31 protein-coding genes and 2 rRNA genes are annotated in these 20,485 nt (G+C 56.8%); all 33 read left to right on the top strand.

Features of this window, described 5'->3' with window-relative positions; genetic code table 11:
• Nucleotides 1–34 precede the first annotated feature (34 nt).
• Nucleotides 35–2,909, top strand: a 23S ribosomal RNA gene (locus tag THIARS_RS00755).
• 71 nt (nt 2,910–2,980) lie between these two features.
• Nucleotides 2,981–3,093, top strand: a 5S ribosomal RNA gene (gene rrf, locus THIARS_RS00750).
• Nucleotides 3,094–3,184: 91 nt separating this feature from the next.
• On the top strand, nt 3,185–3,559 hold the full coding sequence (rpsL, locus tag THIARS_RS00745) for a 30S ribosomal protein S12 (protein WP_094159065.1): 375 nt from the start codon (nt 3,185–3,187) through the stop codon (nt 3,557–3,559).
• A gap of 101 nt (nt 3,560–3,660) precedes the next feature.
• Nucleotides 3,661–4,131 (top strand): 30S ribosomal protein S7, encoded by a 471-nt coding sequence (rpsG, locus tag THIARS_RS00740; protein ID WP_094159064.1) that lies wholly within the window; start codon nt 3,661–3,663, stop codon nt 4,129–4,131.
• A 15-nt stretch (nt 4,132–4,146) separates the two neighbouring features.
• The gene (gene fusA / locus THIARS_RS00735) at nt 4,147–6,252 is read left to right on the top strand and encodes an elongation factor G (protein ID WP_094160539.1); all 2,106 of its coding nucleotides are present in this window, start codon (nt 4,147–4,149) and stop codon (nt 6,250–6,252) included.
• Between the two features lie 37 nt (nt 6,253–6,289).
• Nucleotides 6,290–7,480 (top strand): elongation factor Tu, encoded by a 1,191-nt coding sequence (gene tuf, locus THIARS_RS00730; RefSeq protein ID WP_094159063.1) that lies wholly within the window; start codon nt 6,290–6,292, stop codon nt 7,478–7,480.
• Between the two features lie 41 nt (nt 7,481–7,521).
• Nucleotides 7,522–7,833, top strand: coding sequence for a 30S ribosomal protein S10 (gene rpsJ, locus THIARS_RS00725; protein WP_094159062.1), 312 nt, complete (start codon nt 7,522–7,524; stop codon nt 7,831–7,833).
• 177 nt (nt 7,834–8,010) lie between these two features.
• Nucleotides 8,011–8,673 carry a 50S ribosomal protein L3 gene (rplC, locus tag THIARS_RS00720; protein ID WP_094160538.1) on the top strand — a complete coding sequence of 221 codons (663 nt, stop codon included), beginning with the start codon at nt 8,011–8,013 and terminating at the stop codon, nt 8,671–8,673.
• On the top strand, nt 8,670–9,293 hold the full coding sequence (gene rplD / locus THIARS_RS00715) for a 50S ribosomal protein L4 (RefSeq protein ID WP_094159061.1): 624 nt from the start codon (nt 8,670–8,672) through the stop codon (nt 9,291–9,293). The genes rplC and rplD overlap by 4 nt, the downstream gene beginning before the upstream one ends.
• Nucleotides 9,290–9,604: a 50S ribosomal protein L23 gene (gene rplW, locus THIARS_RS00710; RefSeq protein WP_094159060.1), complete on the top strand. Its 315-nt coding sequence runs from the start codon at nt 9,290–9,292 to the stop codon at nt 9,602–9,604. Before rplD ends, rplW begins: the two co-directional genes overlap by 4 nt.
• A gap of 2 nt (nt 9,605–9,606) precedes the next feature.
• Nucleotides 9,607–10,431, top strand: coding sequence for a 50S ribosomal protein L2 (gene rplB / locus THIARS_RS00705; protein ID WP_094159059.1), 825 nt, complete (start codon nt 9,607–9,609; stop codon nt 10,429–10,431).
• Nucleotides 10,432–10,444: 13 nt separating this feature from the next.
• Nucleotides 10,445–10,723, top strand: a complete 279-nt coding sequence (gene rpsS, locus THIARS_RS00700) for a 30S ribosomal protein S19 (RefSeq protein ID WP_094159058.1) — start codon at nt 10,445–10,447, stop codon at nt 10,721–10,723.
• A gap of 6 nt (nt 10,724–10,729) precedes the next feature.
• Nucleotides 10,730–11,059, top strand: coding sequence for a 50S ribosomal protein L22 (rplV, locus tag THIARS_RS00695; RefSeq protein ID WP_094159057.1), 330 nt, complete (start codon nt 10,730–10,732; stop codon nt 11,057–11,059).
• 9 nt (nt 11,060–11,068) lie between these two features.
• Nucleotides 11,069–11,926 carry a 30S ribosomal protein S3 gene (gene rpsC / locus THIARS_RS00690; RefSeq protein WP_094159056.1) on the top strand — a complete coding sequence of 286 codons (858 nt, stop codon included), beginning with the start codon at nt 11,069–11,071 and terminating at the stop codon, nt 11,924–11,926.
• Entirely contained in the window at nt 11,923–12,339 is a 417-nt protein-coding gene (gene rplP, locus THIARS_RS00685; protein WP_031408911.1) for a 50S ribosomal protein L16, read from the top strand. The genes rpsC and rplP overlap by 4 nt, the downstream gene beginning before the upstream one ends.
• Before the next feature lie 9 nt (nt 12,340–12,348).
• Entirely contained in the window at nt 12,349–12,546 is a 198-nt protein-coding gene (gene rpmC / locus THIARS_RS00680; protein WP_094160537.1) for a 50S ribosomal protein L29, read from the top strand.
• A complete protein-coding gene (gene rpsQ, locus THIARS_RS00675) occupies nt 12,543–12,812 on the top strand; it encodes a 30S ribosomal protein S17 (RefSeq protein ID WP_094159055.1) in 270 nt (89 codons plus the stop codon). The genes rpmC and rpsQ overlap by 4 nt, the downstream gene beginning before the upstream one ends.
• 243 nt (nt 12,813–13,055) lie before the next feature.
• Entirely contained in the window at nt 13,056–13,424 is a 369-nt protein-coding gene (rplN, locus tag THIARS_RS00670) for a 50S ribosomal protein L14 (RefSeq protein WP_094159054.1), read from the top strand.
• 10 nt (nt 13,425–13,434) lie between these two features.
• A complete protein-coding gene (rplX, locus tag THIARS_RS00665; RefSeq protein WP_094159053.1) occupies nt 13,435–13,752 on the top strand; it encodes a 50S ribosomal protein L24 in 318 nt (105 codons plus the stop codon).
• A gap of 11 nt (nt 13,753–13,763) precedes the next feature.
• Nucleotides 13,764–14,303, top strand: coding sequence for a 50S ribosomal protein L5 (gene rplE, locus THIARS_RS00660; protein ID WP_094159052.1), 540 nt, complete (start codon nt 13,764–13,766; stop codon nt 14,301–14,303).
• A gap of 7 nt (nt 14,304–14,310) precedes the next feature.
• On the top strand, nt 14,311–14,616 hold the full coding sequence (gene rpsN / locus THIARS_RS00655; RefSeq protein WP_094159051.1) for a 30S ribosomal protein S14: 306 nt from the start codon (nt 14,311–14,313) through the stop codon (nt 14,614–14,616).
• 33 nt (nt 14,617–14,649) lie between these two features.
• Complete coding sequence (gene rpsH, locus THIARS_RS00650; RefSeq protein ID WP_094159050.1) at nt 14,650–15,045, top strand: 30S ribosomal protein S8; 396 nt, start codon at nt 14,650–14,652, stop codon at nt 15,043–15,045.
• Nucleotides 15,046–15,058: 13 nt separating this feature from the next.
• Nucleotides 15,059–15,592 carry a 50S ribosomal protein L6 gene (rplF, locus tag THIARS_RS00645; RefSeq protein WP_094159049.1) on the top strand — a complete coding sequence of 178 codons (534 nt, stop codon included), beginning with the start codon at nt 15,059–15,061 and terminating at the stop codon, nt 15,590–15,592.
• A gap of 14 nt (nt 15,593–15,606) precedes the next feature.
• A complete protein-coding gene (gene rplR / locus THIARS_RS00640; protein ID WP_094160536.1) occupies nt 15,607–15,963 on the top strand; it encodes a 50S ribosomal protein L18 in 357 nt (118 codons plus the stop codon).
• Between the two features lie 7 nt (nt 15,964–15,970).
• Complete coding sequence (rpsE, locus tag THIARS_RS00635) at nt 15,971–16,489, top strand: 30S ribosomal protein S5 (RefSeq protein ID WP_094159048.1); 519 nt, start codon at nt 15,971–15,973, stop codon at nt 16,487–16,489.
• 8 nt (nt 16,490–16,497) lie between these two features.
• On the top strand, nt 16,498–16,683 hold the full coding sequence (rpmD, locus tag THIARS_RS00630) for a 50S ribosomal protein L30 (RefSeq protein WP_094160535.1): 186 nt from the start codon (nt 16,498–16,500) through the stop codon (nt 16,681–16,683).
• A gap of 37 nt (nt 16,684–16,720) precedes the next feature.
• On the top strand, nt 16,721–17,164 hold the full coding sequence (rplO, locus tag THIARS_RS00625; RefSeq protein WP_094159047.1) for a 50S ribosomal protein L15: 444 nt from the start codon (nt 16,721–16,723) through the stop codon (nt 17,162–17,164).
• A gap of 14 nt (nt 17,165–17,178) precedes the next feature.
• Nucleotides 17,179–18,498, top strand: a complete 1,320-nt coding sequence (gene secY / locus THIARS_RS00620) for a preprotein translocase subunit SecY (protein WP_094159046.1) — start codon at nt 17,179–17,181, stop codon at nt 18,496–18,498.
• Between the two features lie 16 nt (nt 18,499–18,514).
• Nucleotides 18,515–18,733 (top strand): translation initiation factor IF-1, encoded by a 219-nt coding sequence (gene infA / locus THIARS_RS00615; protein ID WP_031408885.1) that lies wholly within the window; start codon nt 18,515–18,517, stop codon nt 18,731–18,733.
• Nucleotides 18,734–18,745: 12 nt separating this feature from the next.
• Nucleotides 18,746–18,859: a 50S ribosomal protein L36 gene (gene rpmJ, locus THIARS_RS00610; RefSeq protein ID WP_081858059.1), complete on the top strand. Its 114-nt coding sequence runs from the start codon at nt 18,746–18,748 to the stop codon at nt 18,857–18,859.
• A gap of 27 nt (nt 18,860–18,886) precedes the next feature.
• Nucleotides 18,887–19,252, top strand: coding sequence for a 30S ribosomal protein S13 (gene rpsM / locus THIARS_RS00605; protein WP_094159045.1), 366 nt, complete (start codon nt 18,887–18,889; stop codon nt 19,250–19,252).
• Nucleotides 19,253–19,269: 17 nt separating this feature from the next.
• Complete coding sequence (gene rpsK / locus THIARS_RS00600; RefSeq protein ID WP_094159044.1) at nt 19,270–19,674, top strand: 30S ribosomal protein S11; 405 nt, start codon at nt 19,270–19,272, stop codon at nt 19,672–19,674.
• A gap of 91 nt (nt 19,675–19,765) precedes the next feature.
• Nucleotides 19,766–20,389 (top strand): 30S ribosomal protein S4, encoded by a 624-nt coding sequence (rpsD, locus tag THIARS_RS00595; protein WP_094159043.1) that lies wholly within the window; start codon nt 19,766–19,768, stop codon nt 20,387–20,389.
• The last annotated feature ends 96 nt before the right edge of the window (nt 20,390–20,485 follow it).

The raw sequence follows: 20,485 nt of genomic DNA, 5'->3' as shown, positions 1-20,485 counted from the left end.
CGTACTATTTCTTTGGCTTAGGTCAAGGTTATAGGATCAAGCGACTAAGTGCATACGGTGGATGCCTTGGCGACTACAGGCGATGAAGGACGTGGAAGCCTGCGTTAAGCTGCGGGGAGCTGGCAATCAAGCTTTGATCCGTAGATGTCCGAATGGGGAAACCCACCCGCAAGGGTATTCTTTGCTGAATACATAGGCAAAGAAGGCGAACCGAGTGAACTGAAACATCTAAGTAACTCGAGGAAAAGAAATCAACCGAGATTCCGAAAGTAGTGGCGAGCGAAATCGGACCAGCCTGTACGTTTTAGCGTAGATATCAGGGGAATCTCTTGGAAAAGAGAGCCACAGTGGGTGATAGCCCCGTACCTAAAAATATTTGCGTGGAACTAGGCGTACGACAAGTAGGGCGGGACACGTGTAATCCTGTCTGAACATGGGGGGACCATCCTCCAAGGCTAAATACTCGTAGTCGACCGATAGTGAACAAGTACCGTGAGGGAAAGGTGAAAAGAACCCCGGGAGGGGAGTGAAATAGATCCTGAAACCGTATGCATACAAAAAGTCGGAGCCCGCAAGGGTGACGGCGTACCTTTTGTATAATGGGTCAGCGACTTACATTCAGTGGCAAGCTTAACCGAATAGGGAAGGCGTAGGGAAACCGAGTCCGAACAGGGCGTTCAGTCGCTGGGTGTAGACCCGAAACCGGATGATCTATCCATGGCCAGGATGAAGGCTGGGTAACACCAGCTGGAGGTCCGAACCGACTAGTGTTGCAAAATTAGCGGATGAGCTGTGGATAGGGGTGAAAGGCTAAACAAATCCGGAAATAGCTGGTTCTCCTCGAAAACTATTTAGGTAGTGCCTCGTGTATCACCTTCGGGGGTAGAGCACTGTTTTGGCTAGGGGGTCATGGCGACTTACCAAACCAAGGCAAACTCCGAATACCGAAGAGTGTCAGCACGGGAGACAGTGCACCGGGTGCTAACGTCCGGACACAAGAGGGAAACAACCCAGACCGCCAGCTAAGGTCCCTAAATATAGCTAAGTGGGAAACGAAGTGGGAAGGCTTTGACAGTCAGGAAGTTGGCTTAGAAGCAGCCATCCTTTAAAGAAAGCGTAATAGCTCACTGATCGAGTCGTCCTGCGCGGAAGATGTAACGGGGCTAAGCTATATACCGAAGCTGCGGATGTGCGTAAGCACATGGTAGAGGAGCGTTCCGTAAGCCTGCGAAGGTGTTCTGTAAGGAATGCTGGAGGTATCGGAAGTGCGAATGCTGACATGAGTAGCGTTAAAGGGGGTGAAAAGCCCCCTCGCCGTAAGCGCAAGGTTTCCTACGCAACGTTCATCGGCGTAGGGTGAGTCGGCCCCTAAGGCGAGGCAGAAATGCGTAGCTGATGGGAAACAGGTTAATATTCCTGTACCACTGTCTAGTGCGATGTGGGGACGGAGAAAGTTAGGTTATCCAGGTGTTGGATGTCCTGGTTCAAGCAGGTAGGCGTGCCCCTTAGGCAAATCCGGGGGGCTAAGCTGAGATGTGATGACGAGGCGGCTTGCCGCTGAAGTAACTGATACTCTGCTTCCAAGAAAAGCCACTAAGCTTCAGCTAGACGTGACCGTACCGCAAACCGACACTGGTGCGCGAGATGAGTATTCTCAGGCGCTTGAGAGAACTCGGGAGAAGGAACTCGGCAAATTTGTACCGTAACTTCGGGATAAGGTACGCCCCTAGTATGTGACGCCGTACAGGCTGAGCAGAATGGGGCCGCAGTGAAAAGGTGGCTGCGACTGTTTATTAAAAACACAGCACTCTGCAAACACGAAAGTGGACGTATAGGGTGTGACGCCTGCCCGGTGCCGGAAGGTTAAGTGATGGGGTGCAAGCTCTTGATCGAAGCCCCGGTAAACGGCGGCCGTAACTATAACGGTCCTAAGGTAGCGAAATTCCTTGTCGGGTAAGTTCCGACCTGCACGAATGGCGTAACGATGGCCACACTGTCTCCTCCCGAGACTCAGCGAAGTTGAAATGTTTGTGATGATGCAATCTCCCCGCGGAAAGACGGAAAGACCCCATGAACCTTTACTGTAGCTTTGCATTGGACTTTGAACAGATCTGTGTAGGATAGGTGGGAGGCTTTGAAGCCGGGATGCTAGTTCCGGTGGAGCCAACCTTGAAATACCACCCTGGTGTGTTTGAGGTTCTAACCTTGGTCCTTGAATCAGGACTGGGGACAGTGCATGGTGGGCAGTTTGACTGGGGCGGTCTCCTCCTAAAGCGTAACGGAGGAGTTCGAAGGTACGCTAGGTACGGTCGGAAATCGTGCTGATAGTGCAATGGCATAAGCGTGCTTAACTGCGAGACTGACAAGTCGAGCAGATGCGAAAGCAGGACATAGTGATCCGGTGGTTCTGTATGGAAGGGCCATCGCTCAACGGATAAAAGGTACTCTGGGGATAACAGGCTGATACCGCCCAAGAGTTCATATCGACGGCGGTGTTTGGCACCTCGATGTCGGCTCATCTCATCCTGGGGCTGTAGCCGGTCCCAAGGGTATGGCTGTTCGCCATTTAAAGAGGTACGTGAGCTGGGTTTAAAACGTCGTGAGACAGTTTTGTCCCTATCTTCCGTGGGCGCTGGAAGCTTGAGAGGGGCTGCTCCTAGTACGAGAGGACCGGAGTGGACGCACCCCTGGTGTACCGGTTGTCACGCCAGTGGCATCGCCGGGTAGCTATGTGCGGAAGAGATAACCGCTGAAAGCATCTAAGCGGGAAACTCGCCTCAAGATTAGGCTTCCCTGGAGACTTGATCTCCCTAAAGGGTCGTTGAAGACGACAACGTTGATAGGCTGGGTGTGGAAGCGCAGTAATGCGTTGAGCTAACCAGTACTAATTGCCCGTGAGGCTTGATCCTATAACTTTGACTTAAGATTGATGTAATCGCAACAGCTTTTCGAATTGGGCGCTCTGCGCCGACAAGTTACGCCTGATGACCATAGCGAGGTGGTCCCACTCCTTCCCATCCCGAACAGGACAGTGAAACACCTCAGCGCCGATGATAGTGCGCATTCGCGTGTGAAAGTAGGACATCGTCAGGCACACCATCAAGCCCGGCCATTTACTGAATGGCCGGGCTTTTGTCATGTTTTATTGGATGATTTCTAGAAGTACCTCCTACAAGGAACCATAATGCCAACCATCAATCAGTTGGTTCGCCAAGGGCGTGTTGCGGAAACGATCAAATCCAAAAGCCCGGCGATGGAGAATTCTCCTCAGCGCCGAGGAGTCTGTACCCGTGTCTATACGACAACGCCAAAGAAGCCCAACTCTGCACTTCGCAAGGTTGCGAAGGTGCGTCTGACGAATGGCTTCGAGGTCATCTCCTACATCGGTGGTGAGGGGCATAATCTTCAGGAGCACTCCGTCGTATTGGTGCGTGGTGGCCGTGTGAAGGATCTTCCTGGCGTCCGCTATCACATCGTGCGCGGCTCTCTCGATTTGCAAGGTGTGAAGGATCGCAAGCAATCCCGCTCCAAATATGGTGCCAAGCGACCCAAGAAATAATTTATTGGCCATCCTGTTCAACTCCTGCACGTGGAGTTGAGTAAGTGCCCCGGCTTTGCCGGGGCTTGGGCATTTTGCCCGACTGAAAATAAGGAACTGCTATGTCTCGCCGTCGTGTTATCGCCAAGCGCGAAATTCTTCCCGACCCGAAATTTGGTAATCTCGATGTTGCCAAATTTATGAATGTGGTGATGTTGTCTGGCAAAAAGGCCATCGCCGAAAGCATCGTCTACGGCGCCTTCGAAGCCATTCAAAACAAGACGGGTAAAGACCCGATTGAAATCTTCAGTCAGGCCTTGAGTAACGTCAAGCCTATGGTCGAGGTCAAGTCGCGCCGTGTTGGCGGTGCCAATTATCAAGTTCCCGTCGAGGTGCGGCCTCAGCGACGTGCGGCATTGGCAATGCGTTGGATTCGGGAAGCAGCCAAGAAGCGTGGGGAAAAATCCATGGCGCAGCGGCTTGCCAATGAATTGGTGGAAGCGTCGGAGGGGCGCGGGGCGGCCATGAAGCGTCGCGATGAGGTGCATCGCATGGCCGAAGCCAATAAGGCTTTCTCGCATTTCCGGTTTTAATTTTCGGGGCTCATGATGGCTAGAAAAACTCCAATCGAGCGGTACCGAAATATCGGAATTTCCGCGCATATCGACGCTGGTAAAACCACCACGACCGAGCGCATCCTGTTTTATACCGGTGTGAATCACAAAATCGGCGAAGTCCATGACGGCGCGGCCACCATGGACTGGATGGAGCAGGAGCAGGAGCGTGGCATTACGATTACATCGGCTGCCACAACTTGTTTTTGGAAAGGGATGGATCTTTCCCTGCCAGAGCATCGGATCAATATCATTGATACCCCGGGTCACGTGGATTTCACCATTGAGGTGGAGCGTTCCATGCGTGTTCTCGATGGGGCCTGCATGGTCTATTGCGCTGTCGGTGGCGTTCAGCCGCAATCTGAAACGGTCTGGCGCCAGGCCAACAAATATAAAGTTCCTCGCCTTGCATTCGTCAACAAGATGGACCGCACCGGCGCAAACTTTTTCAAGGTCTACGACCAAATGAAGGGGCGGCTTAAGGCCAACCCCGTGCCCGTGGTTTTCCCCATTGGTGCTGAAGAAAATTTCAGAGGCGTTATCGATCTTCTGAAGATGAAGGCCATCATTTGGGATGAGGCCTCCCAGGGCATGAAATTCGAGTATCAGGAGGTCCCTGCGGAACTCCTTTCCGATGCCGAAAAGTGGCGTTCTGCCATGGTTGAAGCCGCGGCAGAAGCTAATGAAGAATTGATGAATCGCTATCTTGAGTCCGGCGAATTGTCGGAAGAAGAAATCAAGCTTGGCTTGAGAACGCGTACGATCGCGGGTGAAATCCAGCCTATGCTTTGCGGCACGGCCTTCAAGAATAAGGGCGTGCAGCGCATGTTGGACGCCGTCATTGATTTTCTTCCTTCTCCGGTTGACATTCCGCCAGTGCACGGGACGGATGACAACGAACATGATACTGTGCGCCGAGCTAGCGATGATGAAAAATTTTCTGCGCTTGCGTTCAAACTAATGACAGACCCCTATGTGGGGCAGCTGACCTTTATCCGCGTCTATTCTGGCATTCTTCAGTCGGGGGATACTGTTTACAACCCGATTAAGGGTAAAAAGGAGCGTATTGGTCGCTTGCTGCAAATGCACGCCAACCAGCGCGATGAAATCAAGGAAGTGCGCGCGGGAGACATTGCCGCCTGCGTCGGGCTGCGCGAAATCACGACTGGTGAAACCTTGTGTGATCCGGAATCCATCATCACACTGGAAAAGATGGTGTTTCCGGAGCCTGTGATCTCTCAGGCCGTTGAGCCCAAGACTAAGGCCGATCAGGAGAAAATGGGTATTGCGTTGCAACGGCTCGCGCAGGAGGATCCGTCCTTCCGCGTGAAGACGGATGAGGAGTCGGGCCAGACCATTATTTCCGGGATGGGTGAACTTCATTTGGAGATTCTTGTCGACCGGATGAAGCGTGAATTCGGCGTCGAGGCCAATGTCGGCAAGCCGCAAGTCGCATACCGGGAAACGATCCGCAAGACTGTCGACAACGCCGAGGGTAAATTCGTGCGCCAGTCGGGTGGTAAGGGGCAGTATGGCCACGTCGTTCTGAAGATCGAACCGAATGAGATCGGCAAGGGCTTTGAGTTCGTGGACGCGATCAAGGGTGGCGTGGTGCCGCGTGAATACATTCCCGCAGTGCAAAAGGGCATCGAAGAGACGCTAAATTCCGGCGTGCTTGCCGGCTATCCCGTGGTCGACGTCAAGGTAACGCTGCACTTTGGTTCGTATCACGAAGTCGACTCTTCCGAGCAGGCATTCAAGATGGCGGCGTCCATTGGCTTCAAAGAAGGGTGTCGCAAGGCCAATCCTGTGATCCTTGAGCCCATGATGGCCGTCGAGGTCGAGACGCCTGAAGACTACGCAGGCAACGTGATGGGTGATCTTTCTTCCCGCCGCGGCATGGTTCAGGGTATGGATGAAATCGTGACGGGCGGCAAGGTGATTCGTGCCGAGGTTCCCTTATCCGAAATGTTTGGATATTCGACCACCCTGCGTTCGATGTCGCAGGGTCGTGCAACGTATTCCATGGAATTCAAGCATTACGCAGAGGCTCCGCGTAACGTGGCGGAAGCCATCATCAGCGCGCGTTCAAGCAAATAATTCAGTTGATTCTTTCCAAGTTCTAGAGGCATTCATCATGGCGAAGAGCAAGTTTGAGCGGACCAAGCCACACGTGAACGTGGGGACGATCGGTCACGTGGACCACGGCAAGACCACCCTGACGGCGGCGATCACGACCGTGCTGTCGAGCAAGTTCGGCGGCGAGGCCAAGGCGTACGACCAGATCGACGCGGCGCCGGAAGAAAAGGCGCGCGGCATCACCATCAACACCGCGCACGTCGAGTACGAGACGGCCAACCGCCACTACGCCCACGTCGACTGCCCCGGCCACGCCGACTACGTCAAGAACATGATCACCGGTGCGGCCCAGATGGACGGCGCCATCCTGGTCGTGTCCGCCGCCGACGGCCCCATGCCCCAGACCCGCGAGCACATCCTGCTGGCGCGCCAGGTGGGCGTGCCCTACATCATCGTGTTCCTCAACAAGTGCGACATGGTCGACGACGCCGAGCTGCTCGAACTCGTCGAGATGGAAGTGCGCGAGCTGCTGTCCAAGTACGACTTCCCCGGTGACGACACCCCCATCATCAAGGGCTCGGCCAAGCTGGCCCTCGAAGGCGACAAGGGCGAACTGGGCGAAGGCGCCATTCTCAAGCTGGCCGAGGCCCTGGACACCTACATCCCCACGCCCGAGCGCGCCGTCGACGGCGCCTTCCTCATGCCCGTGGAAGACGTGTTCTCCATCTCCGGGCGCGGCACGGTGGTCACCGGGCGTGTGGAGCGCGGCATCATCAAGGTCGGCGAGGAAATCGAGATCGTCGGCCTCAAGCCCACCCTCAAGACCACCTGCACCGGCGTGGAAATGTTCAGGAAGCTGCTCGACCAGGGCCAGGCCGGCGACAACGTCGGCATCTTGCTGCGCGGCACCAAGCGCGAAGAAGTCGAGCGCGGCCAGGTGCTGTGCAAACCCGGCTCGATCAAGCCCCACACCCACTTCACCGCCGAGGTGTACGTGCTGAGCAAGGACGAGGGCGGCCGCCACACCCCCTTCTTCAACAACTACCGCCCGCAGTTCTACTTCCGCACCACCGACGTCACCGGCGCCATCGAACTGCCCAAGGACAAGGAAATGGTCATGCCCGGCGATAATGTGAGCATCACCGTCAAGCTCATCGCCCCCATCGCCATGGAAGAAGGCCTGCGCTTCGCCATCCGCGAAGGCGGCCGCACCGTCGGCGCCGGCGTCGTCGCAAAAATCATCGAGTAAATCCGAGGCGCGCCTCGTCTTCCTCGCTCTTTGGAACTGCAATGCAAAGTCAAAAAATCCGAATTCGCCTCAAAGCCTTCGACTACCGACTCATCGACCAATCCGCGCTGGAGATCGTCGAAACAGCCAAGCGCACCGGTGCCATCGTCAAGGGACCGGTGCCCCTGCCGACGCGGCTGCAGCGTTTCGATATTCTGCGTTCACCCCATGTGAACAAGAGTTCGCGCGATCAGTTCGAGATCCGCACACATCAGCGCTTGATGGACATTGTCGATCCGACGGACAAGACCGTGGATGCGCTGATGAAGCTGGATCTGCCCGCAGGCGTGGATGTTGAAATTAAGTTGCAGTAGGCACTAGCCAAGCAGTTCGCGTCTCGTTATACTGCTTGGCTTTTCCGCATCGCGGCGCCTTGTTTGACAACTTGCGCTGGGTGCAAAACTGAAGTGCGTGGTCCGGCCTTGCGGGGTCGGGGGCTCACTCCAATGATCAAATGACGCCAGCCAATCGCAGCTGGCATGGAGAAAACAATGAGTACGCAAGCACTCGGCCTTGTTGCGCGCAAGGTCGGCATGATGCGGGTGTTCACGGCCGATGGGGTCTCGATCCCGGTCACCGTTTTGGACGTGTCCCGCAATGCTGTGGCGCAAATTCGCCAAGCCGATAAGGATGGCTATAGCGCCATTCAGGTTGCCTTCGGTGCGGCCAAATCCTCCTCTTTGACCAAGGCCGAGGCCGGGCATTTGGCCAAGGCGGCCGTCGAGCCCGCCAAGGTTCTGTGCGAGTTCCGCGTTCCCGCAGAGGTCGCCGCCAACTATCAGTCCGGTGCCAAGCTGCCGGCGACGCTGTTTGCGGTCGGGCAGCGGGTTGATGTGCGTGGCGTCACGATCGGTAAGGGTTATGCCGGTGCAATTAAGCGCCATCATTTTTCGTCTAACCGCGCATCTCATGGCAACTCCGTCACGACGCGTGCGCCGGGTTCCATCGGTATGGCTCAGGATCCCGGGCGCGTCTTTCCGGGCAAGCGTATGTCCGGCAGGCTCGGCGGCGTGAATGTCACGGTCCAGAATCTTGAGGTTGTGCGTGTCGACGAGGCTCGCGATCTGATCATGGTCAAGGGGTCCATCCCTGGTGCGGATTCGGGCTGCGTGACGGTCCGGCCGGCTGTGAAGAAGGCGGGGGTTCAGTCATGACTCAGCTCTACTACGTTGCTGCGGATGGCGCGCAAGGCCCTGCTTTTGAGGCGCCCGATACGATTTTCGGTCGTGAGTACAACGAGGCTTTGATCCATCAAATCGTGATTGCCTACCAGGCCAATGCGCGGGCAGGCAATCGTGCGCAGAAAGACCGCGCCGAAGTCAAGCATTCCACGCGTAAGCCGTGGCGCCAAAAAGGCACGGGTCGCGCCCGCGCTGGAATGACCAGTTCACCTCTGTGGCGTGGGGGCGGGCGTATTTTCCCGAATTCTGCGGATGAGAATTTCACGCAGAAGATCAATAAGAAAATGTATCGGGCCGGCATGCGCTCGATCCTGTCCCAATTGGCGCGGGAGGGGCGGGTCATGGTGGTCGACGAGCTGGCCGTCGAGGCTCCCAAAACCAAGCTTCTGGCGACCAAGCTTCGCGCCATGGGTCTGGATTCGGTGCTCTACATCGCCGATGACATCGATGACACCTTGATGCTGGCGGCGCGCAATCTGCCCAATGTTTTGCTGGTCGAGCCACGCTATATGGACCCGCTTTCCCTGATTTATTACAAGAAAGTCTTGATCGCCAAGGGTGCGCTTGCCAAGCTGCAGGAGATGCTGTCATGAACCAGCAACAGACACGTGAAGAGCGCCTGATGCAGGTGCTGCTTGCGCCCATCATTTCTGAAAAAGCCACCATGCTTGCCGAGAAGCGTAACCAAGTTGCTTTCCGTGTCCGCCAGGACGCGAGCAAGGAGGAGATCAAGGCGGCCGTCGAAGCTTTTTTCAAGGTCCAGGTGACCTGTGTGCAGGTTCTGAACCAGAAAGGCAAGGTCAAGCGCACGGCGCGCGGCGTGGGCCATCGCAATAACGTCCGCAAGGCCTATGTCAGCTTGGCTGCAGGACAGGAATTGAATTTCGCCCAGGAGGGTGTCTAACCATGGCTGTCGTCAAAGTCAAGCCCACTTCGGCCGGGCGTCGCGCTGTCGTGAAGGTGGTGCATAAGCATCTGCACAAGGGCGCGCCGGAAAAGAGCCTGCTGGAGCCGCAGAAGCAGAATGCCGGCCGCAACAATAACGGCCATATCACGGTGCGCCATCGTGGCGGCGGCAGCAAGCAGCACTACCGCGTGATCGATTTCCGTCGTGACAAGGATGGAATCCCTGCCAAGGTCGAGCGCATCGAATATGACCCGAACCGCACGGCGCACATCGCTTTGTTGTGTTACGCCGATGGCGAGCGGCGCTACATCATCGCTCCGCGAGGAGTCGAAGTCGGGGCGACTCTTGTGAGTGGCTCTGAGGCGCCGATCAAGGTCGGCAATTGCTTGCCGATCCGCAGCATCCCCGTGGGTTCGACCATACACTGCGTCGAGATTTTGGCTGGCAAGGGGGCGCAAATGATTCGATCGGCAGGATCCTCGGCGGTCCTGATGGCGCGCGAAGGCGTGTATGCCCAGGTCCGTTTGCGTTCCGGCGAGGTGCGCAAAATCCACGTCGAGTGCCGCGCCACGATTGGCGAGGTGAGCAACGAGGAAAACAGCCTGCGCCAATATGGCAAAGCCGGCGCCAAGCGCTGGAAGGGCATACGTCCCACGGTACGCGGTGTGGCAATGAACCCGGTCGATCACCCCCATGGTGGCGGCGAGGGTAAGACCGGTGAAGGTCGCACCCCTGTCAGCCCATGGGGCACGCCGACTAAGGGCTACCGCACGCGCCAGAACAAGCGCACGCAGGGCATGATCGTCTCGCGTCGCAAGAAGTAAGTAAGAGGCCACTATGACTCGTTCTCTCAAAAAAGGCCCGTTTTGCGATCTTCATCTAATCCGGAAGATCGAAAGCGCTGTCGCCACGAAAGATAAGAAGCCCATCAAAACCTGGTCGCGCCGTTCCACGGTGTTGCCCGAGTTCATTGGCGTCACCATTGCCGTACACAACGGACGTCAACATGTGCCTGTTTACATCACGGACCAGATGGTGGGCCACAAACTCGGTGAGTTTGCCCTGACCAGGACGTTCAAGGGCCATCCCGCGGACAAGAAGGCTGCCAAGAGGTAAGAAACCATGGAAACACGAGCAATTCTGCGCGGCGTCCGCTTGTCAGAGCAAAAAGGCCGTCTGGTCGCTGACCTCATCCGGGGAAAAAAGGTCGACCATGCCCTCAATACATTGGCTTTCACGCCGAAGAAGGCCGCCCAAATCATCAAGAAAGTCCTCGAGTCTGCGATTGCGAATGCCGAGCACAACGATGGCGCCGATATCGACGAGTTGAAGGTGAAGTCCATCATGGTCGAGCGCGGCGCTTCATTGAAGCGTTTTTCGGCGCGGGCCAAAGGGCGAGGCAATCGGATCGTGAAGCCGACCTGCCATATCTATATCACCGTTGGGAACTAAGGACACGAGATGGGACAGAAAATTAACCCAACCGGTTTTAGGCTGGCGGTCACGCATGATTGGACCTCGCGCTGGTACGCCAGCGGAGCGCAATTCGCCAAAATGCTCAATGAGGATATTGCAGTTCGCGAATTTCTTGCGAAAAAGCTGAAGGCGGCGTCGGTTTCGCGCATTGTGATCGAGCGCCCCGCGAAGAATGCAAGGATCACGATTTTCAGTGCGCGGCCTGGTGTCGTGATCGGGAAGAAGGGTGAGGACATCGAGGCGCTCAAGGCCGAACTGACCAAGCGGCTGGGGGTTCCCGTGGCGGTCGACATCGAAGAGGTGCGCAAGCCCGAAATCGATGCGAAGCTGATCGCCGACTCCATCACCCAGCAGCTGGAAAAGCGCATCATGTTCCGCCGTGCGATGAAGCGCGCGATGCAGAACGCCATGCGCCTTGGTGCCCAGGGCATCAAGATCATGTCTTCGGGGCGGCTCAATGGTATCGAAATCGCCCGTACCGAATGGTATCGAGAAGGCCGTGTTCCGCTGCAGACCTTGCGCGCCGATATTGACTATGGATTTTCGGAGGCGAAGACCACCTATGGCGTCATCGGTGTCAAGGTCTGGGTCTATAAGGGCGACACCCTGGGGCGTGGCGCTTTGGCGCAAAAGCCGGCTGAAGCCGCAGAAGTCGAGCGCCGCCCCCGTCGTGACGACAAAACCAATCCACGCCGTAACCGTCGTGCAGATTCCGGACGTGGTGACGCACATGCGGCTCCTGCGGCCGCAGCACCTGCAGCAGCGCCCGAAAAGCGTGTACGCAAAGTCAGTAAACCTGAATCGCCGGCCGCCGTGCCGAGCAAGCAAGGAGAATCGTCATGATGCAACCTGCGCGTCGTAAATACCGCAAGGAGCAAAAGGGCCGAAATAAGGGCGTTGCAACACGCGGCGCCTCGGTGGCTTTCGGTGAGTATGGTTTGAAGGCGACGACACGCGGACGCTTGACCGCGCGCCAGATCGAGTCTGCGCGTCGCGCCATCTCCCGGCATGTCAAGCGTGGTGGGCGCATCTGGATCCGTGTGTTCCCGGACAAACCCATTTCAATCAAGCCCGCGGAAGTGCGTATGGGTAACGGCAAGGGCAACCCCGAGTATTACGTGTCTGAAATCACGCCGGGGAAGGTCCTGTACGAAATTGACGGTGTGCCCGAGCAACTGGCGCGCGAAGCTTTCGAGCTCGCGGCAGCCAAGCTGCCGTTTCGCACGGTTTTCGTCGGTCGCCGCTTTGGCCTTTGAGGTGAGATGATGAATCTAGAAGAGATGCGCAAATTGGACGCGGCTGGTTTGCAAAATGAGCTCAATGCTTTGCTCAAGGCGCACATGGGCCTGCGCATGCAAAAGGCAACGCAACAGTTGCAAAACACCAGCCAATTGACGAAGGTGCGCCGCGATATCGCGCGAATCCGTACGCTCATTCGCCAAAACACTATGCAGGAGTCATGATGTCGGCAGCTGAGAGTTTGACCCGCGTGTTGACGGGGCGTGTGGTGAGCGACAAGCGTAACAAGACGGTTACCGTGCTTGTCGAACGCCGCGTGCAACATGCGCTTTATGGCAAGTACATCGTGCGCTCGAAGAAGTACAGTGCGCATGATGAGCAGGACCAATTCCATCTTGGCGATCTGGTCGAGATTGCTGAGTCGCGTCCGATCTCCAAGACGAAGTCCTGGGTTGTCACCCGACTTCTTGAGAAATCGACGCTCGTTTGAACGCCAGGCGTTGTCGGCGCGCGTGCGCAGTCTGGCGCACAGTCGCGCCGATCTTCAGATCGTCTGCCGCCGCACTTCTAGACTGTGGCGGCGGGCAAGAAGATCAAAACAGGTCTTGACGGCCTGATTTTTTTCGGTAAAAATTACAAGTTCGCCATTTTGGCGCTTCATTGACCCACGAGCTGGGCCCAAGACTGCACGCCGCTGCTTGATGCTGCGGGCAAGTTGGGAAAAGGATTCCACATGATTCAGATGCAATCAAGGCTGGATGTTGCTGACAACACTGGCGCAAAAACCGTTATGTGCATCAAGGTGCTCGGCGGCTCCAAGCGCCGCTATGCTGGCATTGGGGATGTGATCAAGGTCAGCATCAAAGAGGCGGCTCCGCGTGGGCGCGTGAAGAAAGGCGAGGTTTTCAATGCCGTCGTGGTGCGTACTGCCAAGGGCGTGCGGCGTGCGGATGGCTCGCTCATCAAGTTTGACGCCAATGCTGCGGTGTTGCTCAATGCCAAGCTTGAGCCGATCGGCACGCGCATTTTTGGCCCGGTCACGCGCGAGTTGCGCACCGAGCGCTTCATGAAAATTGTTTCCCTCGCGCCGGAAGTGCTTTGAGAGGTAAGTCATGAACAAAATCCATAAGGGCGACGAGGTCGTCGTGATTGCTGGTGCGGATAAGGGGCGTCGTGCGAAAGTGCTGGCTCGCCATGGTGATGAGCATGTGCTCGTCGAGGGTGTGAACCTGGTGAAGCGGCATACCCGGCCCAATCCGATGCAAAACCAGCCGGGCGGTGTCGTTTCCAAGGAGATGCCGATCCATCAAAGCAATGTGGCCATTTTCAATCCGGCATCCGGCAAGGCCGATCGTGTTGGTGTTCGTTTGCTCTCGGATGGGAACAAGGTGCGCGTGTTCCGTTCGAGTGGTGAAGAGATCAAGGTCTAACTGGGGGCGTTATGTCGCGCTTGCAAGAGTTTTACACAGGTCAAGTCGTGCCGGGTCTGCAAAAGCAGTTCGGCTATGCGTCGGTCATGGAAGTTCCGCGCATTACCAAGATCACGCTGAACATGGGCGTATCCGAGGCGGTGGCTGACAAGAAGGTCATCGAGCATGCGGTGGGGGATTTGACCAAGATCGCGGGGCAAAAGCCCGTCGTGACCAAGGCCAGGAAGGCAATCGCCGCATTCAAGGTGCGCGAGGGCATGCCGATTGGTTGCTCTGTCACCTTGCGCGGTCGCCGCATGTACGAATTTCTTGACCGCCTCGTGACCGTGGCGCTGCCGCGGGTGCGCGACTTTCGTGGCGTTTCGTCGCGGGCCTTCGATGGGCGCGGGAATTACAACATCGGCGTGAAAGAGCAGATCATTTTCCCTGAGGTTGAGTATGACAAGGTGGATGCTCTGCGGGGCTTGAATATCAGCATCACCACGACCGCCAAGACCGACGATGAGTGCAAGGCGCTGCTTTCCGCTTTTCGCTTTCCTTTCAAGAATTGAGATCGCCATGGCAAAGCTTTCACTGATCAACCGGCAAGAGAAGCGCGAGAAGCTGGTTCAAAAATTTGCAGCCAAGCGCGCCGCTCTGGAGGCCATCATTGCCGATTCGGCCAAGTCGCATGAGGAACATTTGCAAGCGCGCCTGGCCCTGCAGCAATTGCCCCGCAATGCGAATCCCACGCGTCTGCGTAACCGCTGCGCCCTGACAGGTCGTCCGCGCGGCACGTTTCGCAAGTTCGGGCTGGCACGCAACAAGATTCGTGAGTTGGCGTTCCGCGGGGAAATCCCTGGCGTCACCAAGTCAAGCTGGTAATGCGGCTATCGGAACTCACCGGAGAATATTTCAATGAGCATGAGTGATCCCATTGCCGATATGCTGACTCGCATTCGAAATGCGCAGCTTGTCGAGAAGGCTACGGTCAGGATGCCGGCCTCCAAGTTGAAGGCTGCCATTGCGCAAGTGCTGCAAGACGAGGGCTATATCGACGGCTTCGAGCTGTTGCGCGACGGAGCCAAGGCGGACCTGCAGATTGCGCTCAAGTATTACGCCGGGCGTCCGGTCATCGAGCGCATTGAGCGTGTCAGTCGCCCCGGGCTTCGAATTTACCGCGGGCGTCACGCCATCCCACAGGTGCTCAACGGGTTGGGTGTCGCCATTGTTTCCACGCCGCAAGGCGTGATGACCGATCGCAAGGCCCGTCAAGTGGGTGTTGGCGGTGAGGTCCTTTGCTATGTTGCCTAATTGAGGGCTGGCCATGTCGCGTGTCGCCAAAAATCCTATAGTCGTGCCCAAAGGCGTTGAGGTGTCCTTGACGCAGGAGCAGATTGCCGTGAAGGGCGGTCTGGGTCGTCTCGAGCGTCCCTTGAACCCCTTGGTGAAGGTCGAGTTGCAGAGCGGTGCTCTGACATTCGCTCCGTCTGATGCGAGCCGTGAGGCGCATGCCCTGTCCGGTACCTACCGTGCGCTGGTTGCCGGCATGGTGGCTGGAGTGGACAAGGGCTTCGAAAAGAAGCTGACCTTGGTCGGGGTGGGTTACAAGGCTCAAGTCCAGGGGGCCAAGCTCAATCTGTCGCTGGGTTTTTCGCACCCGGTCATTCGCGACATGCCCGCGGGGATCAAGGTCGAAACGCCAACGCAGACTGAAATCGTGCTCAAGGGCGTTGACAAGCAGCTTGTCGGTCAAGTCGCTGCGGATATTCGCGCGATCCGTCCCCCCGAGCCTTACAAGGGCAAGGGTGTGCGCTACGCCAATGAGGTCGTGGTGATCAAGGAAACCAAGAAGAAATAAGGGGTTGTGACATGTTGAACAAGAAGCAAGCCCGTCTGCGCCGCGCCAAGGCCACCCGTTCGCACATTGCACGCATGCATGTGACGCGTTTGGCTGTGCATCGCTCGAATGCCCACATCTACGCCAGCATCATTTCCGATGATGGCACCCGTGTCCTGATGACGGCATCGACCGCAGAAGCCGAGGTGCGTCAGCAGCTGCAAGGCTCGGGTGGGAACGTCGGTGCGGCGCAAATCGTCGGTCGACGCATCGCTGAGAAGGCCCGTGCCGCAGGCATCGAGCAAGTGGCTTTCGATCGCTCTGGTTTTCAGTATCACGGCCGCGTCAAAGCCTTGGCTGAAGCCGCTCGTGAAGCCGGTTTGAAATTCTGAGGTTGAGATGGCCAAAGTCCAAGCAAAGATGAATACCGAAGCCCGTGATGATGGGTTGCGGGAAAAAATGATCGCCGTGAACCGTGTGACCAAGGTGGTCAAGGGCGGTCGCATTCTTGGTTTCGCTGCGCTGGCCGTGGTTGGCGACGGCGATGGCCGTATCGGCATGGGCAAGGGCAAGGCGCGCGAAGTGCCTGTGGCTGTCCAGAAGGCGATGGATCAGGCACGGCGCAACATGATCAAGATCAAACTCAAGAATGGCACCTTGCATCACCAGGTGTATGGCAGCCATGCCGCTTCCGACGTCATGATGTCGCCTGCGCCGCAGGGCACGGGCATCATCGCGGGCGGCCCCATGCGCGCCATTTTCGAGGTCGTCGGCATCACCGATGTGGTCGCCAAGAGCCATGGCTCAACGAATCCGTACAACATGGTTCGCGCAACGCTGGACGGGTTGACCAAGGCGAATACGCCGTCGGAAATCGCCATGAAGCGCGGCAAGACTCTCGAAGAAATACTCGGTTGAGGCACATCATGCAAGACAAGAATGTCGTCAAAGTGAAGTTGGTGCGGAGTGTGATCGGCACACGTGCTGATCACCGCGATACAGTGCGCGGCCTCGGCTTGCGCCATATTCGTGATGAGCGCACTTTGGAAGATACGCCCTCGGTGCGTGGCATGATCCGTAAGGTCGATTACTTGGTTAAGGTCATTGCCTAAACTGGCATATTGCCGCCCTCTATTTGTGAGATTCAGCATGCAACTCAACACCATTCAACCTGCGGAAGGTTCACGCCATAGCAATAAGCGCGTTGGGCGGGGGATCGGCTCAGGTCTAGGGAAAACTGCGGGGCGCGGCCACAAGGGCCAGAAATCACGTTCGGGCGGTTACCACAAAGTTGGTTTCGAGGGCGGTCAAATGCCTTTGCAGCGCCGTTTGCCGAAGCGCGGTTTTAAGTCGTTATCGGCAAAATTCAAGGCCGAGGTGCGTTTGTCCGAGCTTGCTGCTGTTGCAGGCGATCAAGTGGATTTGTTGACGCTGAAGGCTGCCGGGCTGATTTCCGATCAGGCGCAATCGGCGAAAATTTTTGCCTCCGGCGAAGTGTCTCGCGCCTTCACCGTATCCGGCGTTTTCGTGACCCGCGGGGCACGCGCCGCCATTGAGGCGGCGGGCGGTCGTATCGTCGCGCAGCAGGACTGAGACCGAGTTCACTCATGGCCAATCAATCCAGCGCACTCGGAGGTGGGAAGTACGGGGACCTGACCAAGCGTCTCGTGTTCCTGCTGGGCGCTTTGATTGTGTTCCGGATTGGCGCGCATATCCCTGTGCCGGGCATCAACCCTCAGCAGTTGCAGCAGTTATTCCAGAATAATTCCGGGGGCATCCTCGGGTTGTTCAATATGTTCTCTGGCGGGGCGTTGTCTAGATTCACGGTCTTTGCGCTGGGGATCATGCCTTATATCTCGGCTTCCATCATCATGCAGTTGCTGACTTATGTCATCCCATCGATGGAGGCCCTGAAAAAAGAGGGACAGGCCGGACAGCGCAAGATCACGCAATACACGCGATATTTCACGCTTGTGCTCGCGGTTTTTCAATCGCTTGGCATTTCTGTCGCGCTGGGGTCCACGCAGGGTTTGGTGATCAACCCCGGGCTTGGCTTCACACTGACGGCGGTGGTCAGCCTGACGGCAGGGACGATGTTTCTGATGTGGCTGGGTGAGCAGGTCACGGAGCGCGGATTGGGGAATGGTATTTCCATCATTATTTTCGCGGGCATTGCTTCGGGATTGCCGACCGCGCTAGGGGGGTTGCTGGAGTTGGTCCGCACCGGCGCAATGAGTATTCTCGTTTCCATTTTCGTCTTGGCCATCGTGGTGGCGGTGACCTATTTTGTTGTCTTCGTCGAACGGGGCCAGCGCAAGATTCTGGTCAATTACGCACGGCGTCAGGTCGGCAACAAGGTCTACGGCGGGCAATCCTCGCATTTGCCACTAAAGTTGAATATGTCGGGCGTCATTCCTCCGATTTTCGCGTCATCCATCATTCTGCTGCCCGCGACCGTCGTGAGCTGGTTTGGTTCGAGCCCGGGCATGAATTGGTTGAAGGATGCTGCGGCGCTGCTATCGCCCGGACAGCCAATTTATATCGCGCTGTACGCGACCGCGATCATTTTCTTCAGTTTTTTCTACACAGCCTTGGTTTTTAACAGCCGTGAAACCGCGGATAATTTGAAAAAGAGCGGAGCTTTCATTCCTGGTATTCGACCTGGCGACCAGACTGCCCGCTACATTGATAAAATTTTGATGCGTCTCACCTTGGCGGGCGCCCTCTATATCACTTTGGTCTGTCTCCTGCCTGAATTTCTCGTTTTGAAGTACAACGTGCCGTTCAATTTTGGCGGCACGTCCTTGTTGATCATTGTGGTGGTGACCATGGATTTTATGGCGCAGGTGCAGGCTTATGCCATGTCGCATCAATACGATGCTTTGCTGAAGCGTGCGAATTTCAAAAGTGGCATGACCTTGCGCTGAGCCCAAAAAAGAATCTATGTCCAAGGACGATGCCATTCAAATGCAGGGTGAGATTTTGGAAAATCTCCCCAATGCGACGTTTCGCGTCAAGCTCGAGAATGGCCATGTTGTGCTCGGCCATATATCGGGAAAGATGCGTATGCATTACATCCGTATTTTGCCGGGCGACAAGGTCACCGTTGAACTGACGCCCTACGATTTGACGCGAGCGCGGATTGTATTCCGCGCCAAATAAACGAGGTAAATCATGAAAGTTAGTGCGTCCATCAAAAAGATGTGCAGAAATTGCAAAATCATTCGCCGCAAAGGCGTCGTTCGCGTAATCTGCACAGACCCGCGCCACAAGCAGCGCCAGGGTTGATCGGCCTAATCTGAGACGAGGAATTCCATGGCCCGTATTGCTGGTATCAACATTCCACCGCATCAGCACGCCGAGATCGGTCTGACTGCGATTTATGGCATTGGCCGTACCACGGCGCGCAAAATCTGCGAAGCAGCTGGTATCGCGTATTCGACCAAGGTGAAGGACATCACCGACGCCGAACTGGAGCGGGTTCGCGAGCAGGTTGGTCAATACGTGATCGAAGGTGATTTACGGCGCGAGGTGTCGATCAATATCAAGCGCCTGATGGATCTCGGCTGCTACCGCGGCATGCGCCATCGCCGCGGCCTTCCGGTCCACGGTCAGCGCACGCGCACCAACGCGCGCACCCGCAAGGGACCACGCAAGGGCGGCGTGGCGTTGAAGAAATAAGGACACAAGGAATAGTCATGGCTAAAGCCCCAACTCAAGGTTCCGCGCAGCGCGCGCGCAAGAAGGTTCGCAAGAATGTTGCGGACGGTATTGCGCACGTGCATGCATCGTTCAACAACACCATCATCACCATCACCGACCGCCAAGGCAATGCGTTGTCCTGGGCTTCGTCCGGTGGCCAGGGTTTCAAGGGGTCGCGCAAGTCCACGCCGTTCGCTGCGCAGGTGGCCGCGGAAAACGCCGGTCGCCAGGCCATCGAATGCGGCATCAAGCAGCTCGAAGTGCGCATCAAGGGCCCCGGCCCTGGTCGTGAATCAGCGGTGCGCGCGCTCAATGGCCTCGGCATCAAGGTGATTCAGATTGCCGACGTCACGCCTGTGCCGCACAACGGCTGCCGTCCTCCGAAGCGCCGGCGTATCTAATAATCTCTGCATCGCAAAGCCCACTGCTGAAGCCTGCGGGCTCCAGCTCCCGCAATTTCGTGTTGCGGCAGTTAATTGAAAGGACAAGAAAGTGGCACGTTATCTAGGCCCGAAGGCCAAACTTTCCCGCCGCGAAGGCACCGACCTCTTTCTCAAGAGCGCGCGTCGCGGTATCGAATCAAAAGCCAAATTCGATACCAAGCCTGGCCAGCATGGCCGCACATCGGGTGCGCGGCAATCCGATTACGCAACCCAGCTGCGTGAGAAACAGAAGGTCAAGCGCATGTACGGTGTGCTGGAGAAGCAGTTCCGCCGCACGTACGAGAAGGCGCAGAGCCTGCGTGGCAATACCGGTGTGCATCTGTTGACCTTGCTGGAGTCGCGGCTGGATACCGTGGTTTACCGCATGGGCTTCGCCTCGACCCGCGCCGAGGCGCGCCAGTTGGTTGGCCACCGGGCCATCTTGGTCGACGGTCAGGTGCTGGACATTCCGTCCGCCCGCGTGATGCCGGGCCAGACCGTGTCCGTGCGCGAGAAGGCCAGGAAGCAGTTGCGCATCGCCGACGCGCTCAAGCTCGCCGAAGGCAACGGTTTTCCCGCCTGGGTCCAGGTTGACGCCAGCAAAATGGAAGGTGTGTTCAAGAAGACTCCGGACCGCGACGAGTTCGGCAGCGACATCAACGAATCGCTCATCGTCGAGCTGTATTCCCGCTAAAGTTCGACCCGCCTCTTGCGGCGGGTTTTTCGCCCGGGCGCTTCAAGCGCCCTTTGTCTTTTGACTCCATCAGCCTTATCCGTGTAACGAGCGGAG

The sequence above is a fragment of the Thiomonas delicata genome (assembly GCF_900088825.1).
Taxonomy (GTDB): Bacteria; Pseudomonadota; Gammaproteobacteria; order Burkholderiales; family Burkholderiaceae_C; genus Thiomonas_A; species Thiomonas_A delicata.
This window is presented reverse-complemented; position numbering and strand designations above follow the sequence as displayed.

Bases quoted from the DNA above. Each gene is read 5' to 3' on its own strand.
- rpsL (WP_094159065.1), top strand. From the start codon at position 3,185: ATGCCAACCATCAATCAGTTGGTTCGCCAAGGGCGTGTTGCGGAAACG.
- rpsG (WP_094159064.1), top strand. From the start codon at position 3,661: ATGTCTCGCCGTCGTGTTATCGCCAAGCGCGAAATTCTTCCCGACCCG.
- fusA (WP_094160539.1), top strand. From the start codon at position 4,147: ATGGCTAGAAAAACTCCAATCGAGCGGTACCGAAATATCGGAATTTCC.
- tuf (WP_094159063.1), top strand. From the start codon at position 6,290: ATGGCGAAGAGCAAGTTTGAGCGGACCAAGCCACACGTGAACGTGGGG.
- rpsJ (WP_094159062.1), top strand. From the start codon at position 7,522: ATGCAAAGTCAAAAAATCCGAATTCGCCTCAAAGCCTTCGACTACCGA.
- rplC (WP_094160538.1), top strand. From the start codon at position 8,011: ATGAGTACGCAAGCACTCGGCCTTGTTGCGCGCAAGGTCGGCATGATG.
- rplD (WP_094159061.1), top strand. From the start codon at position 8,670: ATGACTCAGCTCTACTACGTTGCTGCGGATGGCGCGCAAGGCCCTGCT.
- rplW (WP_094159060.1), top strand. From the start codon at position 9,290: ATGAACCAGCAACAGACACGTGAAGAGCGCCTGATGCAGGTGCTGCTT.
- rplB (WP_094159059.1), top strand. From the start codon at position 9,607: ATGGCTGTCGTCAAAGTCAAGCCCACTTCGGCCGGGCGTCGCGCTGTC.
- rpsS (WP_094159058.1), top strand. From the start codon at position 10,445: ATGACTCGTTCTCTCAAAAAAGGCCCGTTTTGCGATCTTCATCTAATC.
- rplV (WP_094159057.1), top strand. From the start codon at position 10,730: ATGGAAACACGAGCAATTCTGCGCGGCGTCCGCTTGTCAGAGCAAAAA.
- rpsC (WP_094159056.1), top strand. From the start codon at position 11,069: ATGGGACAGAAAATTAACCCAACCGGTTTTAGGCTGGCGGTCACGCAT.
- rplP (WP_031408911.1), top strand. From the start codon at position 11,923: ATGATGCAACCTGCGCGTCGTAAATACCGCAAGGAGCAAAAGGGCCGA.
- rpmC (WP_094160537.1), top strand. From the start codon at position 12,349: ATGAATCTAGAAGAGATGCGCAAATTGGACGCGGCTGGTTTGCAAAAT.
- rpsQ (WP_094159055.1), top strand. From the start codon at position 12,543: ATGATGTCGGCAGCTGAGAGTTTGACCCGCGTGTTGACGGGGCGTGTG.
- rplN (WP_094159054.1), top strand. From the start codon at position 13,056: ATGATTCAGATGCAATCAAGGCTGGATGTTGCTGACAACACTGGCGCA.
- rplX (WP_094159053.1), top strand. From the start codon at position 13,435: ATGAACAAAATCCATAAGGGCGACGAGGTCGTCGTGATTGCTGGTGCG.
- rplE (WP_094159052.1), top strand. From the start codon at position 13,764: ATGTCGCGCTTGCAAGAGTTTTACACAGGTCAAGTCGTGCCGGGTCTG.
- rpsN (WP_094159051.1), top strand. From the start codon at position 14,311: ATGGCAAAGCTTTCACTGATCAACCGGCAAGAGAAGCGCGAGAAGCTG.
- rpsH (WP_094159050.1), top strand. From the start codon at position 14,650: ATGAGCATGAGTGATCCCATTGCCGATATGCTGACTCGCATTCGAAAT.
- rplF (WP_094159049.1), top strand. From the start codon at position 15,059: ATGTCGCGTGTCGCCAAAAATCCTATAGTCGTGCCCAAAGGCGTTGAG.
- rpsE (WP_094159048.1), top strand. From the start codon at position 15,971: ATGGCCAAAGTCCAAGCAAAGATGAATACCGAAGCCCGTGATGATGGG.
- rpmD (WP_094160535.1), top strand. From the start codon at position 16,498: ATGCAAGACAAGAATGTCGTCAAAGTGAAGTTGGTGCGGAGTGTGATC.
- rplO (WP_094159047.1), top strand. From the start codon at position 16,721: ATGCAACTCAACACCATTCAACCTGCGGAAGGTTCACGCCATAGCAAT.
- secY (WP_094159046.1), top strand. From the start codon at position 17,179: ATGGCCAATCAATCCAGCGCACTCGGAGGTGGGAAGTACGGGGACCTG.
- infA (WP_031408885.1), top strand. From the start codon at position 18,515: ATGTCCAAGGACGATGCCATTCAAATGCAGGGTGAGATTTTGGAAAAT.
- rpmJ (WP_081858059.1), top strand. From the start codon at position 18,746: ATGAAAGTTAGTGCGTCCATCAAAAAGATGTGCAGAAATTGCAAAATC.
- rpsM (WP_094159045.1), top strand. From the start codon at position 18,887: ATGGCCCGTATTGCTGGTATCAACATTCCACCGCATCAGCACGCCGAG.
- rpsK (WP_094159044.1), top strand. From the start codon at position 19,270: ATGGCTAAAGCCCCAACTCAAGGTTCCGCGCAGCGCGCGCGCAAGAAG.